The following is a 17101-nucleotide window of genomic DNA, read 5'->3' as shown; positions in this document are numbered from 1 at the left end:
GTATTCCCTTCCCAGAGCGAGACTGATCAGCGCGACCGAGCGGCCTTGCGGCGCTGCTTGAGCGTGGCGCGGACCTCACGCTCGTCCTCGGCGTGCCGGCGGGCGGAGGCGGCCTTGCGCAGGCCGTACCCGAAGGAAGCGACCTTGATCAACGGGTTGGCGGCGGCGGCCGACACCACGGTGGCCAGGTTGGCCACGCTGGCGGTCACGTTCTGGGCGTGGCTGGTCATCGTGTCGACCTTGGCCAGCTGCACGTTCACCCCGTCGAGCGAGACCTGCACCTGACCCAGGGCGGTGTTCACGCCCTCGACGGTCTCGTTCACGTTGCCGAGCAACGGCCCGGTCCGCTCGGTCACCTCATTGATCGCCCGGGTCGCGGCATCCACCGTGCGGCCCAGCTTGAGAATGGGCACGGCCAGGAACAGCACGAGCATCAGGAAGGCGCCCGCCGCGATGAGACCTGCGATTTCTCCGGCGTCCATGAAGCCTCTCCTCTTTACAACCGATCGACAGCGGCAGGACAACGTGCAGACCCTACCGTCCGTGACGAGTGGCCGCTTCGCGACACCTCACGACTGTGTGGGTGTCGGCTCCAGAGGATCGCTGGGCAGCTGCGGGTCGGGTGTCTCGCCGACCAGCGACGGGTCGACCGCGGGCTGCGGCTTGCCCCGCCCGTCGGCGATCGCGGCCTGCACCTTGATGCTGACCGTCGACCCCTTGCAGCCCTTCGGCGGCCCGGTCGGCACCACGCCGTCCGGCCCGAGCGACGGCGGCGCGTCCGGGTCCTGCGCGGCGGCGGCGTCGACGGCACAGTCCGGCCGGCGCACCCAGAGGTCCAGAGTGAACTCGTCGCGGCGCCAGCACGAGTACTTGCCGTCCGAGATCGGCTGGTCCGGGCAGGACTCGACCTTCCACGGCTGCCAGCCGGCACTGGTCAGCGCCGCGGTGTACGCCTTGGCCGTCGGGTCGGTCTCCTGCGCCGACTGCACGGTCCGCTCCCGGAACTTGCATTCCTCGAGGCACCAGCGGCTGCCGGTGCTGCGGTCGTCGACCCGGGTGGTCGCCCACGACGGCAGGTCCAGCGAGTCGAGCGACGCGTAGACCGGGTCGGTGCTGATCGACCGGAACACCACCAGCGCCGGCAGCAGGATCAGCGCGACGATGCTCGCGGCGATCAGCGCGCCCACCCGCAGACGCCGCTGCGACCGCAGCTTCTCGAGAAGAGTCCCCTCGGCCAGGTCGTCCGGGTCCGGCTCCTCCTGGGGTACGGCCGGAGCACGCCCCGGCAGAGCCTGGCCGACGTCGCTCGGCACCGCGACGGAGGCCCGCCCCGGCAGGGCCTGACCGGCCTCGCCCGGCGGGGTGGCCCGGCCCGGCATCGCCTGACTGACGTCACCCGGCGGCGTGGCCCGGCCTGGCATCGCCTGGCTGACGTCGCCCGGCACGGACACCGAGGCCCGGCCCGGCTTGGCCTGACCCAGGTCGCCCGGCCTCGCGACCGACGCCCGGCCCGGACCGGCCTCGGCCGGCGCGGCCACGGATGCCCGGCCCGGCATCGCCTGGCTCACGTCACCCGGCGGGGTGACCGTCGCCCGGCCGTCGCCCGGAGGCGTCACCGTGGCCCGGCCGGTCGGCTCGGGAACGCCGTGCCGCGGGATGGCCTGGCTGACCTCGCCCGGAACGGCCACCGAAGCACGGCCGGGCGCCGACGCACGGGGCTGGACCTGGGTGAACTCACCACTGTGCCGCCCGGCCGGCGGCTCACCGGGCGGCGGCACACTCGCCCGTCCCGGTTCGCCGCCGCTGTGCCGGCCCGGCACCTCGGTGAACTCACCGCTGTGCCGGCCACCACCCTCACGCGGCTGGACCTGACTGAACTCGCCACTGTGCCGGCCGCCGCGCCGCATCCCCGGCCGCGCCGACGGGTCATCGGCCGGCGAGACCGGACGCACCCCGGCGCCGGCGTCAGCCGGCCCGGTCAGCGAGGCCCGGCTGAACTCCCCGGTCGCGAACCGCGCCCGCGGCCCGGTCTGCTCACCCCGGGCCGTCCCCGGCTCGGCACGCCCGGCCGGCGGCGGAGGCACGGACGCCCGGCCCGGTGTCGGGGTTCCCGCCTCGGGAGCAGGCACGCTGGCCCGCCCCGGAGCCGCGGACCGAACCGCCGGCCCCTGGCCGTCCTCACCACCGGGCTGACGCCCCTCACCGGGCTGACGTCCCCGACGCCCGGGAAGTCCCTGACTGTCCTCAATGCCCGGCTGACGGCCGGGGCGGAGCGGCATGCCCTGGCTGTCGTCGACGCCCGGCTGCCTCCGCCCGGGCAGACCCTGGCTGTCCTCGACACCCGGCTGGTGACGACCCGGGAAACCCTGGCTGTCGTCGATGCCGGGCGGCAGTCCGGCGCGGCCCGGCAACGCCTGGCTGATCTCGCCCGGCGGCGGCGGCGGCGGCGCCGCGCGCCCGGCCCGGGTCGGGCCCTCGGGCGCGGCGCGGCGGCCCGTTCGCTGGCCTGGCTGACCCTGGGCCTGGTCACGGCCACGCGGGTCGGCCTGCGGGGCGTTCGGCGCCTGGGGTCCGTTGGGTCCATGAAGGGCGTTCGGGCCGTTGGCGCCCTGGTCACCCGGCTGGCCCCGGCGGTCCTGGCCGGGCTGCGCCGGGCGGGGGATCCGCCCGGTGCCACGGCCGGTCTGGTCACCCGGGCGCCGGATCGGCCCCGAAGGACTGTCCGCCATCGCGCCCGCACGACCGGGGATCGCCGGCGCCCGAGCACCCTCCCGCCCCGGCACCACCGGCGGCACGATGCTGGCACTGGCCCGCACCGGTTGGCCGGTCGGCCCTACGCCCTGGATGGTTCCGGTCGCCCGGTTCGGAACGGCGCCGGTCCGGCCACCACCGGGCCGCGGCGGCGCCCCTCGCTGCCCACGTGGAATCGGCCCGGTGCGCCCACCGGGCTCGGGCAGCCCATGCCGCCCCGTACCTTCGTCATCAGGCCCGGCCGGCCCGCGCCCACGCGGCCCCACCTGGGCAAACTCACCACTCGCATGCCGCCCACCCGGCGCACCGCCCTGCGGCGCCCCACCGTGAGAGGGCCCGCCTTGCGGAGGCGCGGCGTGTGAAGGCCCGCCGCCCTGCGGAGGCGCGGCGTGTGAAGGCCCGCCGTGAGAAGGCCCGCCCCGCGGAGGCGCGCCCTGCGGAGGCCCACCGACCGGCGGCGGTCCTGCGGGCGGCATCCCGTCCGGCCCACGTCCACCCGGCGCAGCGCGACCGGCGCGCCTGGGCGGAGGCGGCTGCGCCCCACCCGGAGGCGGCTGCGCCCCACGCGGAACACCGGACGTCTCATCTCGCGGCCCACGCCGAATCGGCCCCGAGGGATCGTCCTGAAGACTCTGCGGCCGCCCGACCCGCCCCGACGGCCCTTCACCCGGCCCACGCCGGACCACACCGGACGGCTCGCCACGCGGAATCGGCCCCGAGGGCTCATCGCGATCAGGGAACTGCCCCGGCGCCGCACGCCCGGCCGGCGCCGGCCCCGGACCCGGCACCCGCCCGGTCCCACGCGGCCCACCCGGCGGCTGCCCCGCCGGCGAAACCGCACCGGTCGGCGCCCCGGCACCCGGCGGCACCCCACCGGGCATCGCACCCGGCGGCACCGCACGAGGAGGCACCGCCCGCGGAGGCACCGCGCCCGGCGGTGTCCCACCCGGCGGCGTCGCGCCCGCCGGCGGCACCGAAGGCGCGTTCCCGCTGGCCGGAACCTCACCCGGGCCAGGCGCCGCCCCGCCGTACCCACGGGCCGGACTCGCCGGCGCAGGCGCCGGCGCCGTACCCGGATCGATCTGCCGCCGCCCACGCCCGGGCCCGGCCTCACCGGAAACCTGCGGCTGCTGCCCCGAGGGCGCCTGCCACGACCCCGAGGTCGTCTGCCAGGTCCCGGACTGGGTCTGCCACGAGTTGTCGAACCGCGCCCGCGCGGGACTGACCGGCGCCGCCGAGGGAGCCGGCGCGGGCGGAGCCGGCGCGGCCGGACCGTCGTCGTCGTCCGGCCCCGGCGCCACCGCGCCCTTCTTGCTGGCCCGTCCGTCGTTCGCCTTGCCGGGTCCGATCGCGCCGCGTTCCTGCTTGGCCGTGCGCAGGTCGTCGAGCCAGCCGGTCTCTTCCTGGCCGAGGTCCTCGGGCACGTCGGGCTCCGGCGCACGGCCGCGCCCGAACAGCCGGCGGCTACGGCCGGTCTGGTCGTTGTTGCGCGGGTCAGCGTCGTCGGGCCGTTCGGCACCGCGCGGGCTCACGGCTGTTCCTTTCCGGCGGCTGGGCCGCTGTCGTCCTGGCGGGCGTCGATATGGTCGCCAGCCGACGAGCCTACGGTCGAATCCTGTGCCGCGCCGTCGTCCGAATGTCCTACCGCGCCCCCAACGCCGTCCTTGGCCCGAGAAGCCCGGGACGTCTCGGCGGCCGGGCGGGCGGCGGCGGGCGGCCCCGGCGTACCCCGGACGATGCGCCGCAGCCTCGGAAGACGCTCGGCCACCGCGCGTTCGGCGCCGTGCTCGGTCGGAGTGTAGTAATCCGACCCGACCAGGTCATCCGGGACATACTGCTGCTTAACCACACCACGTGGGTCATCGTGCGGATATCGGTAGCCGCGACCGTGACCAAGACCACGCGATCCGGGGTAGTGCGCGTCACGCAGATGTGCCGGGACGGCACCGCCCCGTCCCGACCTGACGTCGGCCATCGCGGCGCCGAGCGCGGTCGTCACGCTGTTCGACTTGGGCGCGGTGGCCAGATGCACCACCGCCTGCGCCAGGTTGAGACCGGCCTCCGGCAGACCCACATTCTGTACGGCCTGAGCCGCCGCCGTGGCCACCAGCAGCGCCTGCGGGTCGGCCATCCCGACGTCCTCACTGGCGAAGATCACGATGCGCCGGGCGATGAACCGCGGGTCCTCCCCGGCCACCAGCATCCGGGCCAGCCAGTGCAGGGCGGCGTCCGGGTCGGAGCCGCGCATGCTCTTGATGAACGCGCTGGTCACGTCGTAGTGCGCGTCGCCGTCGCGGTCGTAGCGGACGGCCGCCACGTCCACCGCCTTCTCCGCGGTGGCGAGGTCGATCTCCTGGGCGCCCTGGGCCTCGGCGGATCCGGCGGCCGCCTCCAGGGCGGTCAGCGCCTTGCGGACATCGCCGCCGGCCAGGCGTACCAGATGATCTTCGGCCTCGGAAGTGAGCGTGACCGCACCGCCCAGCCCGCGCTCGTCGGTGACCGCGCGCCGGACCAGCGAGCGCACCGCGTCGTCGTCGAGCGGGTGCAGCGTGAGCAGCACACAGCGGGAGAGCAGGGGTGAGATGACCGAGAAGTACGGGTTCTCGGTGGTCGCCGCGAGCAACGTGACCGTGCGGTCCTCGACGGCGGCGAGCAGCGAGTCCTGCTGGGTCTTGCTGAACCGGTGCACCTCGTCGATGAAGAGCACGGTGGGCAGTCCGCCGGCCCGGCGTTCGCGGCGCGCGGTCTCGATCACCGTACGCACGTCCTTGACGCCCGCGGTGAGCGCGGACATGGCCACGAACTTACGGTCGGTAGCCGCCGCCACCAGATGGGCGATCGTGGTCTTGCCGGTGCCGGGCGGACCCCAGAGGATCACCGACATCGGCGACGCGCCGGTCACCAGCTGACGCAGCGGCGCGCCGGGCGCCAGCAGATGCTGCTGTCCGACCAGCTCATCGAGGGTGGCCGGGCGCATCCGGACGGGCAGCGGCGCATCCGCGGCGGGCGGCGTGAAGCCAGGCGCCGCGGAGTGAGCGGGTGCCTTGAGCGAGAACAGCCCGTCGGGTTCCATCAGCAGCAGAGAGTACCGGCCGTCCCGCCATGCCCGAAACGCACGGAGGACGGCCGGCGCCGTGGTCTATGTGTCAGCCGCGGCCGGGACGACGGCCGTAGAAGCGGCGGCCGCTGCCCGAGCCCGAGCTGTTGCGCGGACCGCTGCCGATGCCGGCCAGGTAGAGCGACAGCAGCAGGAGACCGAGCATGACGAACGTGTTGAAGTTGAACAGGTCGCCCTTGGGGACCACGTCGAGCAGGTCGAGCAGAAGGTAGATGCCGAAAACTGCGGCTGCGGCAATGGCTAGCATGTCTGTCCTCCGGGGGTGAGAGCACTTCGACGGGCGTCATACCCATTCCCCCCACCTGCTGAAACTCCACCGTGGACGAGATACAGCGGCGCCGCCAGAGCGAGCACCACGGCGCCGACGGCCATCGCGGCCGCGGTGCCGGCGCCGGCCGCGATCGCGGTCAGCGTGACGATGCCGATGGCGAAGCCGGGCTGGGACATCATCGAGTTCAGCGACAGCACGCTGGCCCGGTGCGGCCCGTCGACCTGGCGGTGCAGCAGCGCGGCGTGCACCGGGTTCGCCGCGCCGTGCATCGCGTAGCAGAACAGGTAGGCCGCGATGATCCCGGCCGGCCCGGCCAGCACGGCCATGCCGACGATGGTCAGCCCTTGCGCGATGCGCAGGGCGAAGCCGGTCCAGCGGGTGCCGATCTTCTTGACGAGCAGGGGTACGAGCGCGGCGCCGACCGCCGAGGCCGCCCAGCCGCCCGCGCCCACCGGCCCCATCAGGGCGGCCGCCGCGTCGGGGCCGGCCAGCACGCCGGAGAGCCGGATCGGCATCAGCGTCTCGAAGGTGGGCATGCCGAAGCCCCAGAACAACTCGACCGCGATCAGCGCGGCGAGCACCCGGTTGCGCCGGGCCAGCCGCAGCGCGCCACCGATCGCCGCGGGCACACCCTTGGCCGAGGCGATCAGCGCGGCCATCCCGCGGGCGGACCGCTCCTCGGTCAGCAGCACCATGATCGCGACCAGGTTGGCCACGCCGAACCCGATCGCCAGCAGCACCGGCACCAGCAGCGAGCTGACCGCGACCACCGCCCCGCCGAGCAGCGCGCCACCGCCGATCGCGACGCCGAGCACCACGCCGCTGCGGCTCAGTCCGGTCTCGATGTCGGCGTCCGGGTCGTCGGCCAGGGCGCGGTCCACGTACCAGGCCTCGAGCGGTCCGCTGTCCAGCGCCCGGAACACGCCCTGCAGCAGGTAGACCAGCATCAGCAGGGGCATCGTGTCGGCGACCGTCAGCACCGCCAGCGAACCCAGGTTGAGCAGGCCGGCCAGCAGCAGGACCGGGCGGCGGCCGATCGCGTCGGACAGCCCGCCGGTGGGCAGTTCGAGCAGCAGCACGACGATGCCCTGCATGGACGCGGCCACGCCGATCTGGGCGATGCTCAGCCCGCGCTCCATCGGCAGCAGCACCAGGACCGGGATCATCAGGCCGACGGGCAGCCAGCGCAGCCCGAGCAGGAACAGGAAGCGCCTCACAGCGGCACCGGGCAGCAGTAGAGCAGCACGTTCCGCGTACCCCGCCGCTTCTGATATTTCGCGATGACCTCGTCCAGCTCGTCGAGCATCGCGGTCAGGTCGTCCGGGTCGAGCCGCAGGATGTAGTCGTTGAACTGGGCGGCCTCCCGCCACTCGACCGGCTCGCCGTCCACGCCGCGGGTCCAGGTGTCGATCCGGTCGGCCACATTCCGCGCGTACGAGCTGACCAGCCAGTCGGCGGCGGCCAGCGCGTCCGGGTCGCCGGCGAAGTCGTCCCGTTCCCAGCTCGTCACGTCATGCGCGGCGCGCCACCAGCGCTCCCGGCCGCGCGTTCCCTCGTCCGTCTCTTCGACCAGCCCGACCTCGGCGAGCTGCCGCAGGTGATAGCTGGTGGCGCCGGTGTTGGTCGCGAACCGCTCGGCCAGCCGGGTGGCGGTGGCCGGCCCGTTCAGCCGCAGCTCGCCCACCAGCCGCGAGCGCAGCGGATGGGCCAGCGTCCTGATCTGCCGGGAGTTGAGACGCACGTGGCTCAGGTCGTCGGTCACACCATCCACAATAAGTGTGCAAAGAGATTGTGCAAGTCCTAGGATCGAGACCATGATCGATGTACGGCAGGCCGGCCCCGACGACGCCGACGAGTTGATGGTGCTGCGCGGCGTGATGACCAGCGCGCTCTGGGGCCGGGGTGACGCCCAGCCCGGCGAGTGGATGGCGACCGGCGCGCGGTTGCTGCGCCAACGCCTGGGCGCCGAGCTGGCGGCCTTCGTCGTCGACCGCGACGACGCGCCCGGCCTCGCCGCCTGCGCGGTCGGCCAGATCGACCAGCGGCTGCCCGGCCCCGGCGACCCCACCGGCCGGCGCGGCTACGTCTACAACGTGGCGACCCGGCCCGGCCACCGCCGGCGCGGCTATTCGCGAGCCTGCATGCGGGCGTTGCTCACCTGGTTCGAGGAGGCCGGCGTCACCACGGTCGACCTGCGCGCGTCCGAGCAGGGCGAGCCGCTCTACCGCGACCTCGGCTTCGAACCCACCAGCCACCCCAGCCTGCGGCGCGTTTCTCAGCGATGATGTCGTGATGGACCCGACGATTGTCGAACGCGCCGAACAGCCCTACATCGGCCGCCGCGAGTCGATCACGATGACCGAGTTCGCCCGCATCGCCGACCACCTGCCCCGCATGTTCGACGACCTCACCACCGAGGGCGTCGAGATCGCCGGCCCGCCGTTCTTCCGCTACCGCGTCATCGACATGGCCGCCGACCTGCTCGTCGAGGCCGGTATCCCGGTCACCGACGCCCCCGCGACCCTGGCCGACCCCACGTTCGTCGACTGCCTCCCGGCCGGCCGCTACGCGACGATCCGCCACATCGGCCACCCCGACGAACTGATCGCGGTGACCGCCAAACTCCTCGACTGGGCCCACCACCAGGGCCACACCTTCGACATGCGCCAAACCCCTTCCGGCGAGGTCTGGGAGTGCCGCCTCGAGCAGATGTTCACCAACCCGGCCGAGGAGCCCGACATGCACAAGTGGGAAACCCACCTGTACTTCAAACTGGCCTAGCCCTCCGCCGGCCCAGAACGCGTTCGCGGCGCCGGATGTGTCATCCGGCGCCGCGTGCGTGCTGCTTGGTCGTCCTAGTTGGACTTCTCCACCGGTACTGCGACGCCGTCGGTGCCCGGGGCGCCGGCCGCCGGCTTCGGCTTGGCGTCGATGCCGGCCTCGAGGCGCTGCTGCGCCGTGATCGGGGTCGGCGCCGTGGTCAGCGGGTCGTAGCCGCCGCGCGTCTTCGGGAAGGCGATGACCTCGCGGATCGAGTCGTTGCCGGAGAGCAGCATGCAGGTGCGGTCCCAGCCGATGGCGATGCCGGCGTGCGGCGGCGGGCCGTACTTGAACGCCTCGAGCAGGAAGCCGAACTTGTCCTGCGCCTCCTCGGTCGAGATGCCGAGCAGGTCGAAGACCCGGCTCTGCACGTCGCCGCGGTGGATACGGACGCTGCCGCCCCCGATCTCGTTGCCGTTGCAGACGATGTCGTACGCGTAGGCCAGCGCCTCGTCCGGCGCCTCCTCGAACCGGTCCATCCACTCCGCGTTCGGCGACGTGAACGGGTGGTGCACCGCGGTCCAGCCGCCCTCGTCCGTCTTCTCGAACATGGGCGCGTCGACCACCCAGCAGAACGCCCACGCCGACTCGTCGATCAGCCCGGACCGCTTGGCGATCTCGATGCGTGCCGCGCCCAGCAGTTCCTGAGCCTCGCGCCGCTCGGCCGCCGCCGCGAAGAACACCGCGTCACCAGGCTTGGCGCCGACCGCGTCCGCGAGCCCGCCGAGGTGCTCGGCGGACAGATTCTTGGCGACCGGCCCACGAGCCTCGCCGGTGTCAGCGTCGAGCAGCACGTAGGCCAGACCACGCGCGCCCCGCGCCTTGGCCCAGTCCTGCCAGCCGTCGAGTTCCTTGCGGGTCTGCGACGCCCCGCCCGGCATGACCACCGCGCCGACGTAACCGCCCGCGTCGATCGCGCCGGCGAACACCCGGAACGACGTACCCGACAGGTAGGAGGTCAGCTCGGTAAGCTCCACCCCGTACCGGAGATCGGGCTTGTCCGACCCGTAGCGCGCCATCGCGTCGTGCCAGGTGATCCGCGGGATCGGCGTCTGCACCTGGTAGCCGGCCAGCTCGCCCCACAGCTTGACGACGAGCTCCTCGCCGAGCGCGATGATGTCGTCCTGGGTGACGAAGGACATCTCGATGTCGAGCTGGGTGAACTCGGGCTGCCGGTCGGCCCGGAAGTCTTCGTCGCGGTAGCAGCGGGCGATCTGGTAGTACCGCTCCAGGCCGGCGACCATGAGCAGCTGCTTGAACAGCTGCGGCGACTGCGGCAGGGCGTACCAGGTGCCCGGCTGGAGGCGCACCGGCACCAGGAAGTCGCGCGCGCCCTCCGGCGTCGACCGGGTCAGCGTCGGCGTCTCGATCTCGTTGAAGTCACGGGCGTGCAGCACCTCGCGGGCGATCTGGTTGGCCCGGGAGCGCAGCTTGAGCGCCTTGGCCGGCCCGCTGCGCCGCAGGTCGAGGTAGCGGTACTTGAGCCGCAGATCGTCACTGGCAGTGACCGCGTCGTCGACCGGCAACGGCAGCGGCGCCGCCTCGGACAGCACGGTCAGCGTGTCGACCGGCACCTCGATCGCGCCGGTGGGCAGCTCCGGGTTCTCGTTCCCCTCGGGCCGCTCCGCCACCACGCCGGTCACCGAGATGCAGAACTCGTTGCGCAGCGCATGGGCGTCTTCCTCCCGGAAGACCACCTGCACCACACCCGAGCCGTCCCGAAGATCCACGAACACGACCCCGCCGTGGTCACGCCGGCGAGCCACCCAGCCGGCCAGCGTCACCGTAGTTCCGGCGTCGCTCGCACGCAGAGAGCCGGCGTCATGGGTACGGATCACGGAAACGTCTCCTCACAGGTCGATAGCACCCGACATTCTGTCAGCCCGCCCCACTCCTTCCGCCCCGGCCTCCCACCCTTCACCTCAGATCAAGGTCAAGAGCCGGATGTCGCATCCAGGTGGGTGGTACAGACCGCAGCTCCCGCCGAGGGTCGGTCCGCTACCGCTCCCTCCCACCCCCGTGCCCACTCGAGCCGCCGCTGCGCGGAACCCCATGCTCAGCGCTCCGCGCTTCCGCCCCGCCAGTGGTAGGCAAGCGCGCCATCCACAGCCAAAACACCGTCCCGACCTACCACCGACCAGAGCAACTCATCGTCCAACCCCATGGCGCCCAGCCGCGCGAGCTTCACTCGGGGAGAGCGACCGCCGCCGCGACCTCGGGAGACTCGATGGCGTTGAGGGCGGCAACGAGCCGCCTCTCCTCCCAGGCGAAGTGCGAGGAGAGGATCGCCGCGAGTCCGTCCAGTTCAGCCAGCGTCCCCGGCGCGTCCAGATCGCCGGCCAGGGCAGCCGCCTTCCGGAGCAGCTCAGCGACCATCTCGTGGTCATGCCGCAGCCCGGCCAGCACTTCCCGCAGCTCCGGATGCCGCGACTCCAGCGCCGGGAAGACGGTCGCGTCCTCCCCGCCGTGATGGGCGCTGACCGCCGCGCAGAACGCCACGCAGTGGAGGGCCAGTTCGTCGGGCGGCAGCGTCCCCGAGCGCAGCCGGTCGAGCGCGTCGCGCAGGTGGGAGTGGGTTTCGATCAGCTGGAGCCCGAGAGCGTCGATCCGTTCAGATGTCATCGCGCCCCCGAGTCGACCAAATCCGACGAGCCCGGTCAAGCCGGACCGATATGAGACGCTGTCGGGATGCAGACGGGGGATTGGGAGCAGCGCGTGGCCGCCCTGTGGGCCACGATGGACGACTACGACGAGCCGGAGTTCCTGACGCTCATCGAGAAGCTGGTCGAGGAACTCCCGCCGGCCGCGCCCGAGGGCTTCTTCGAACGCGCCTGCGCTCTCGACTCGACCGGACACTCCGATCTGGCCGTCCCCCTCTACCGCCAGGCCCTGGACGCGGGCGTGACCGGCGAGCGCCGCCGCCGCTCGGTGATCCAGATGGCCAGCTCCCTGCGCAACCTGGGCCGTTCCCAGGAGAGCGTCGCCCTGCTCGAGGACGAGCTGAAACAACCGTCCGACCACCTCGACGACGCGGCCCGAGCCGTCCTGGCCCTGGCCCTGACCGACGTGGGCCGCGAACGCGAGGCCGTCGCCGTGGCCGTCGGCGCGCTGGCCGCCCACCTCCCCCGCTACCAGCGTTCGATGGCCAACTACGCCCGCCTCCTCATCGAGCCCGACCCCACCGCCGACCCCGAGTCCGACGTCCACGACTGACCCCCGGTCCAGCCCCGGCCGCCATCAAGCGACGACGGCGCCCAGACCGCCGTCGCGGCGACCTGAGTCGCTGAGGGCAACGGCCCAGGAGTTCAGAATCCGTGGCCGACATGGTCTCCGGCGCGAAGCCGACCACCATCAAGGGCCGGGTCAGGGCTCGGCGGTCATGGCGGAGAGTTCGTCGTCGCGGTCCTGTCGGGTGCGGGGGCGGCCGGGCGCGTCGGGGCGGGCGTCCCACGGGCGGGGGCCGGACGGCGGGCGGTAGTTGACGCCCAGCGCGGCCAGCCGGTCGAGGTGGGCGGGCAGCCGCGCCGGGAAGTCGGCCGCCGGGTGCCAGACGGCCTCGGCGAAGGCGGCCAGCCGCGGGAACGCCATGTAGTCGACGCGGCGCGCGGATTCCATGTGTTCGGTCCACAGGTTGGCCTGGGCGCCGATCACCCGGGACGCCTCGGCCTCGGTCAGGCCGGGTGGGACCGGGTCGAAGGTCAGCAGGTCGTCGAGCGGCAGCAGGGTGCCGACGGGGGTGGGCTCGCCGGGGAGTTCGGACTGGCGGTAGTCGAGGTAGACCGCGGTGTCGGGGCAGGCGACGACCTCGTGGCCGGCCCGGGCCGCGCGGGCAGTTCGGGCCGGGCCACGCCAGGCCGCGACCAGGGCGCCGTCGGGCGCGCCGCCGTCGAGGATCTCGTCCCAGCCGTAGGCGCGGCGGCCCAGCGAGCGCAGATGCCCGGCGGCCTGGGCGATCCACCAGGCGTGCACGGCGCGTTCGTCGGCGAGGTCGTGGTCGCGCCGGAACTGGACCACCGCCGGCGACTCGGCCCACTCCCCGGGCGGGCATTCGTCGCCGCCGATGCCGATGGTCTCGGCCGGGAAGAGCTCGCAGACCTGGGTGAGCACGTCGCGGACGAAACCCACGGCCGTGTCGGAGACGTTCAGCAGGTGGGTGGAGATGCCCCAGGCGGTGCGTACGGAGGGGGTCGCGCCGTTGCCCAGTTCGGGGTAGGCCGCGATCGCCGCCTGCATGTGCCCGGGCAGGTCGATCTCGGGGACCACCGTGACCTGGCGCGCGGCGGCGTAGGCCACGATCTCGCGCAGGTCGTCGGCCAGGTAGAAGCCGCCGTGCGGGCGGTCGTCGTAGCGCCCGTGTGACGACGAGCCCAGCATGCTGCGCGGCCGCCACGCCCCGACCTCGGTCAGCCGCGGCCAGCCGGGCACTTCGAGCCGCCAGCCCTGGTCGTCGGTCAGGTGCAGGTGCAGCACGTTGAGCTTGTGGAACGCGATCAGGTCGATGAACCGCAGCACGTCGGCCACCGGCATGAAGTGGCGCGCCACGTCGAGCATCACGCCGCGCCACCGGAACCGCGGCGCGTCGTCGATCTCGACCTGGGGAACGATCGGCGCGGCGGGCGCCGGCAGCGCGCGCCGCAGGAAGGCCGGTGGCAGCAACTGACGCAACGTCTGGAGCCCGTAGAACACGCCGGCGGCCGAGCCCCCGGTCACCGACACCTCGGCGCCGGAGACGACCAGCCGATATCCCTCAGCCGGCCGGGACTCGTCGAGCGCGAGCACGATGCCAACCCCACCGACCCGAGCAGCGCCGCCGGCGGAGTCGGCGGAGTCGGCGGAGGCGGGGGCGGTGGTGGAGGCGGAGGAGGAGGAGGCGGCGAGCCCAGGAGACGGAGTGAAGGCGGGCAGCGCGGCGTCAAGAGCCACCGGCGCGGGAAGCCCGGCGGGGCCGTCTGGCAGGGCCACGCCGACCGGCTGGAGGACGCCGCGCAGCCAGGTCGCCACCCCGGAGAGCGCCGGCGGGTAGGACAGCGGCAGGTCGGTCAGGTCGCGGGTGCGCTCGGCCGACACCACGCCGGAAGCGGGCGCAGGAACAACGCAGGAAGCGGGCGCGGGGACAACGCCGGGCACGGCGGCCGGGGTGGCCGGCACGGATCGGGAGCCCATCAGAGATAGGTGTGCAGGACGTCGACCAGGCGGCGCTCGTCGTCGACGAGCGGGATGTCGCGCCACTTGTCGAACGCCGTGCACGGGTGGGAGAGGCCGAAGCGGATCAGGTCGCCGGGGCGCACCGGCATGTCGGGGGCGACGCGCAGGTAGCAATGGTGGTCGTTGAGCTTGGTCACGGTCAGGCCGGTGGCCGGCTCGAGCACGATCGGCAGGCCCTCGTCGAACGGCGCGTCACGTTTGCCCAGGCCGGCCAGGGCCAGCCCGGGCTCGGGCACCGAGATGATCTGGGCCCACATCTCCATCGCGGCGGTCAACGGGCCCTCGGCGGGCACCCGGTTGAACGGGGTTTTCTCGCGGTAGAAGCCGTCGTCGTGGGTGACCGACGCGCCGCTGCGCAGGATCAGCTGCCCCAGCCCGGCCCCGGCCAGCCGCGCGGTGACCCGGTCGAACCACGCGCTGCCGCCGGCCGACACCATCGGCGTCGGAGGCAGCAGCCCGGCCTCGCCCAGGCGGCGCACACCGGCCGCGAGCTGGTCGAGGAAGGCGTCGACCGAGGGCTCGTCGGACAGCTGCCCTTCGTACCCGGTCACGCCCGACAGCGAAAGCGCCGGCGAAGCGGAGACCGCGCGCGCCACCGCTTCCATCTCCCCGAGATCGCGCACGCCCGTGCGGCCCCCCGCGTGTCCGAGCTCGACCAGCACCCGCAGGTGGCCCCCGACGGCGGAGGCGGCCTCGGCGGCGGCCGTGACCCCGGCGACCGAATCGACCTGGAACCAGACCGCCCACCCGGCCGCGACCTCGGTGGCGAGCCAGCGGAGGGCGGCGGGGTCGAGCACTTCGTTGGCGATCAGGACTCGGGGTACGCCCAGCCGGCGCAGCACGAGCGCCTGGTTGGGCGTGGCCACCGTCAGCCCCCACGCGCCCGCCTCGAGCTGCAGGTCGAGCAGCCGCGGCGCCATCGTCGTCTTGGCGTGCGGAGCGAAATCAAGACCATGCCGAGCGGCGTACGCGGCCATCGTCGCGATGTTGGCCCGCACGGCCGATTCCCGGATGGTGAGCAGCGGCCAGGTGAACCCGCCGTCGAAGATGCTCGACCCGCGCGCCGGCCCGCCGCCGGAGGGCGACCAGAAACCCTTGGCCCGCCAGTCGATCGGCTCGTCGGGGATGTCGAGCATCCTGCCTCCCTTGACCAGTGATCGCTGAAACGATGGAGTCAGTCCGAGGTCTCTTCGCGACGGTGGAGATCCAATGCGAAGGTTACGCAAGGTTTGATGTTGAGGTAGGTCGCGAAGAGCCCTCAAAACCTAGCAATCACCACCGACATTTTCCGGAGAGCGCATGCCCGAGCCGTACGACCTGCTGCTGACCGGGGGCGAGGTGCTCGATCCGGGCGGCGGGCAGCGTGGCCGGCTGGACGTGGCCATCCGCGGTGGCCTGATCGCCGACGTGGGCGCGGGCCTGCCCGGCGACGCCCACGCGACCGTGGACGTGACCGGTGACCTGGTCCTGCCCGGCCTGGTCGACCTGCACACGCATGTCTATCCGGGCGCCGGTTACTGGGGCCTCGACCCCGACCCGATCGCCTGGCACACCGGGGTGACCACCTGGGTCGACGCGGGGTCGGCGGGCGCCTACTCGGTGGCCGGGCTGCGGGAGTTCGCGGCGAGCCGGCGGGTCCGCGTACGCGCGTTGCTCAACATCGCCGGTCAGGGCCTCTCCGCCCGTACCGGCGAAGGTGTTGATCTTGCGAATTGTGACCCTGATCTCGCGGCCCGGGCGATCCGGGAGCATCGCGACCTCCTGTGTGGCGTGAAGGTGCGGATCGATCGGGAGACCGTCGGTGACAACGGTGTGGAGCCGTTGCGGCGGGGGCTGATCGCGGCGCGCGAGTGTGGCGTGCCGGTGATGGTCCACATCGGAACGACGCCGCCGGCCCTGGCCGACGTGCTCGAGCTGCTGCGGCCGGGCGACATTCTCACCCATTGCGCGAGCGGGCTGGGCCGGCCGACCGGCCCGGCGGCCCGCGAGGCGTACGCGCGTGGCGTGCTCTTCGACATCGGGCACGGGTCCGGCGCGTTCGCGTTCGACGTGGCCGAGGCCCAGCTGGCGAGCGGAATGCCGCCGCACACGATCTCCACCGACCTGCACGCGCGCTCGGTCTACGGGCCGGTGTTCGACCTGCCGACCACGATGACCAAGCTGATCGCCGCCGGGCTGCCGCTCGACGAGGTGGTGGCGAGCGTCACCATCCGTCCGGCGACGGCCCTGGGTCTGCAGGCCGGCTCCCTCGCGCCCGGCTCGCCCGCCGATGTGGCGGTGTTCACCCGGATCGATCAGCCACAGGAGTTGACGGACGCGCACCGGCAGACCCGCACGGTCCCGTTCCGGCTGGTCAACCGGCATACGTTCGTGGGCGGCCGCCGCCTGCCGGCCCAGTTCGCCGCTCCCCCGCCGCCCTGGGTCCCGCTCACCGAGGGGCAGACGACCGCTCTGCGGGAGCGCGAGAATGCCTTCCGCGATCTCCTGTCCACGCCGCTCGTGGGCGTGGACGGGCTGGCCGAGCAGTTTCCCCGCGATATCGAGGAGTCCTGATGCCCAAGCGTTCCGTCAGCACCGACAAGGCCGCGCCCGCCGGCGGCCCGTACTCGCAGGCGATCGTCGCCGGCGACACCGTCTACCTGGCCGGGGCGGTGCCCGCGTTGCCCGACGGCACCCGGGTGACCGGCTCGTTCGCCGACCAGGCCCATGCCGCCTTCCGCAACCTCGCCGCCGTCGCCGAGGCCGCCGGCGCCAGCCTCGACCAGGCCGTCCGGGTCGGCGTCTACCTGCGCGACTTCGACAACTTCGCGGCGATGAACGAGGTGTACGGCGAATACTTCGGCGGCGAGCACCCGCCGGTCCGCACGACCATCCCGGTCGACCTGCGCGGCATGGAGATCGAGGTCGACGCGATTCTCTACCTGGGCTGACCGGCG

Annotated in this window: 15 protein-coding genes; 5 read left to right on the top strand and 10 right to left on the bottom strand. The window is 73.3% G+C overall.

Going from position 1 to position 17101, the window contains the following annotated elements; genetic code table 11:
- Positions 1–26 precede the first annotated feature (26 nt).
- The 6 genes from AB0M54_RS22245 to AB0M54_RS22220 all read right to left on the bottom strand — a co-directional run bounded on the left by AB0M54_RS22245 (position 27) and on the right by AB0M54_RS22220 (position 7902).
- The gene (locus AB0M54_RS22245; RefSeq protein ID WP_364323583.1) at positions 27–482 is read right to left on the bottom strand and encodes a DUF948 domain-containing protein; all 456 of its coding nucleotides are present in this window, start codon (positions 480–482) and stop codon (positions 27–29) included.
- A gap of 87 nt (positions 483–569) precedes the next feature.
- Entirely contained in the window at positions 570–2816 is a 2247-nt protein-coding gene (locus AB0M54_RS22240; protein ID WP_364473446.1) for a hypothetical protein, read from the bottom strand.
- 1463 nt (positions 2817–4279) lie between these two features.
- On the bottom strand, positions 4280–5824 hold the full coding sequence (locus AB0M54_RS22235; RefSeq protein ID WP_364473444.1) for a replication-associated recombination protein A: 1545 nt from the start codon (positions 5822–5824) through the stop codon (positions 4280–4282).
- A 73-nt stretch (positions 5825–5897) separates the two neighbouring features.
- On the bottom strand, positions 5898–6116 hold the full coding sequence (locus tag AB0M54_RS22230; protein WP_364323576.1) for a hypothetical protein: 219 nt from the start codon (positions 6114–6116) through the stop codon (positions 5898–5900).
- Complete coding sequence (locus AB0M54_RS22225; protein WP_364473442.1) at positions 6110–7357, bottom strand: MFS transporter; 1248 nt, start codon at positions 7355–7357, stop codon at positions 6110–6112. Before AB0M54_RS22225 ends, AB0M54_RS22230 begins: the two co-directional genes overlap by 7 nt.
- The gene (locus tag AB0M54_RS22220; RefSeq protein ID WP_364473440.1) at positions 7354–7902 is read right to left on the bottom strand and encodes a helix-turn-helix domain-containing protein; all 549 of its coding nucleotides are present in this window, start codon (positions 7900–7902) and stop codon (positions 7354–7356) included. The genes AB0M54_RS22225 and AB0M54_RS22220 overlap by 4 nt, the downstream gene beginning before the upstream one ends.
- A gap of 52 nt (positions 7903–7954) precedes the next feature.
- Here AB0M54_RS22220 and AB0M54_RS22215 point away from each other — a divergent pair, with 52 nt between their 5' ends.
- Positions 7955–8425: a GNAT family N-acetyltransferase gene (locus tag AB0M54_RS22215; RefSeq protein ID WP_364473438.1), complete on the top strand. Its 471-nt coding sequence runs from the start codon at positions 7955–7957 to the stop codon at positions 8423–8425.
- A gap of 7 nt (positions 8426–8432) precedes the next feature.
- Positions 8433–8921 carry a GyrI-like domain-containing protein gene (locus tag AB0M54_RS22210; RefSeq protein WP_364323567.1) on the top strand — a complete coding sequence of 163 codons (489 nt, stop codon included), beginning with the start codon at positions 8433–8435 and terminating at the stop codon, positions 8919–8921.
- Between the two features lie 74 nt (positions 8922–8995).
- Here the strand turns inward: AB0M54_RS22210 and aspS are convergent, their stop codons facing one another.
- Both aspS and AB0M54_RS22200 read right to left on the bottom strand, forming a co-directional pair.
- Positions 8996–10798, bottom strand: coding sequence for an aspartate--tRNA ligase (gene aspS / locus AB0M54_RS22205; RefSeq protein ID WP_364323565.1), 1803 nt, complete (start codon positions 10796–10798; stop codon positions 8996–8998).
- A gap of 346 nt (positions 10799–11144) precedes the next feature.
- Positions 11145–11582 (bottom strand): hemerythrin domain-containing protein, encoded by a 438-nt coding sequence (locus AB0M54_RS22200; protein WP_364473436.1) that lies wholly within the window; start codon positions 11580–11582, stop codon positions 11145–11147.
- A 66-nt stretch (positions 11583–11648) separates the two neighbouring features.
- On the opposite strand from AB0M54_RS22200, the gene AB0M54_RS22195 reads away from it, so the two are divergent.
- Positions 11649–12173 (top strand): tetratricopeptide repeat protein, encoded by a 525-nt coding sequence (locus tag AB0M54_RS22195; RefSeq protein ID WP_364323561.1) that lies wholly within the window; start codon positions 11649–11651, stop codon positions 12171–12173.
- Positions 12174–12323: 150 nt separating this feature from the next.
- Here AB0M54_RS22195 and AB0M54_RS22190 read toward each other — a convergent pair whose 3' ends face one another.
- The gene (locus AB0M54_RS22190) at positions 12324–14123 is read right to left on the bottom strand and encodes a beta-N-acetylhexosaminidase (RefSeq protein WP_364473434.1); all 1800 of its coding nucleotides are present in this window, start codon (positions 14121–14123) and stop codon (positions 12324–12326) included.
- A complete protein-coding gene (locus AB0M54_RS22185; protein ID WP_364473432.1) occupies positions 14123–15301 on the bottom strand; it encodes an alanine racemase in 1179 nt (392 codons plus the stop codon). The genes AB0M54_RS22190 and AB0M54_RS22185 overlap by 1 nt, the downstream gene beginning before the upstream one ends.
- A 163-nt stretch (positions 15302–15464) precedes the next feature.
- Here AB0M54_RS22185 and AB0M54_RS22180 point away from each other — a divergent pair, with 163 nt between their 5' ends.
- The gene (locus AB0M54_RS22180; protein ID WP_364473430.1) at positions 15465–16718 is read left to right on the top strand and encodes an amidohydrolase/deacetylase family metallohydrolase; all 1254 of its coding nucleotides are present in this window, start codon (positions 15465–15467) and stop codon (positions 16716–16718) included.
- The gene (locus tag AB0M54_RS22175; protein ID WP_364473428.1) at positions 16718–17095 is read left to right on the top strand and encodes a Rid family detoxifying hydrolase; all 378 of its coding nucleotides are present in this window, start codon (positions 16718–16720) and stop codon (positions 17093–17095) included. Before AB0M54_RS22180 ends, AB0M54_RS22175 begins: the two co-directional genes overlap by 1 nt.
- Positions 17096–17101 lie beyond the last annotated feature (6 nt).

Origin of the sequence: Actinoplanes sp. NPDC051470 (assembly GCF_040682035.1) — a bacterium.
In the GTDB taxonomy this organism is placed as follows: Bacteria; Actinomycetota; Actinomycetes; order Mycobacteriales; family Micromonosporaceae; genus Actinoplanes.
The sequence above is the reverse complement of the archived record's forward strand: the minus strand, read 5'-3'. Positions and strand labels throughout refer to the sequence as shown.

Excerpts from the sequence above, each read along its gene's own strand:
- AB0M54_RS22195 (WP_364323561.1), top strand. The coding sequence starts at position 11,649 with ATGCAGACGGGGGATTGGGAGCAGCGCGTGGCCGCCCTGTGGGCCACG.
- AB0M54_RS22180 (WP_364473430.1), top strand. The coding sequence starts at position 15,465 with ATGCCCGAGCCGTACGACCTGCTGCTGACCGGGGGCGAGGTGCTCGAT.
- AB0M54_RS22245 (WP_364323583.1), bottom strand. The coding sequence starts at position 482 with ATGGACGCCGGAGAAATCGCAGGTCTCATCGCGGCGGGCGCCTTCCTG.
- AB0M54_RS22210 (WP_364323567.1), top strand. The coding sequence starts at position 8,433 with ATGGACCCGACGATTGTCGAACGCGCCGAACAGCCCTACATCGGCCGC.
- AB0M54_RS22200 (WP_364473436.1), bottom strand. The coding sequence starts at position 11,582 with ATGACATCTGAACGGATCGACGCTCTCGGGCTCCAGCTGATCGAAACC.
- AB0M54_RS22175 (WP_364473428.1), top strand. The coding sequence starts at position 16,718 with ATGCCCAAGCGTTCCGTCAGCACCGACAAGGCCGCGCCCGCCGGCGGC.
- AB0M54_RS22190 (WP_364473434.1), bottom strand. The coding sequence starts at position 14,123 with ATGGGCTCCCGATCCGTGCCGGCCACCCCGGCCGCCGTGCCCGGCGTT.
- AB0M54_RS22215 (WP_364473438.1), top strand. The coding sequence starts at position 7,955 with ATGATCGATGTACGGCAGGCCGGCCCCGACGACGCCGACGAGTTGATG.
- AB0M54_RS22230 (WP_364323576.1), bottom strand. The coding sequence starts at position 6,116 with ATGCTAGCCATTGCCGCAGCCGCAGTTTTCGGCATCTACCTTCTGCTC.
- AB0M54_RS22235 (WP_364473444.1), bottom strand. The coding sequence starts at position 5,824 with ATGGAACCCGACGGGCTGTTCTCGCTCAAGGCACCCGCTCACTCCGCG.
- AB0M54_RS22185 (WP_364473432.1), bottom strand. The coding sequence starts at position 15,301 with ATGCTCGACATCCCCGACGAGCCGATCGACTGGCGGGCCAAGGGTTTC.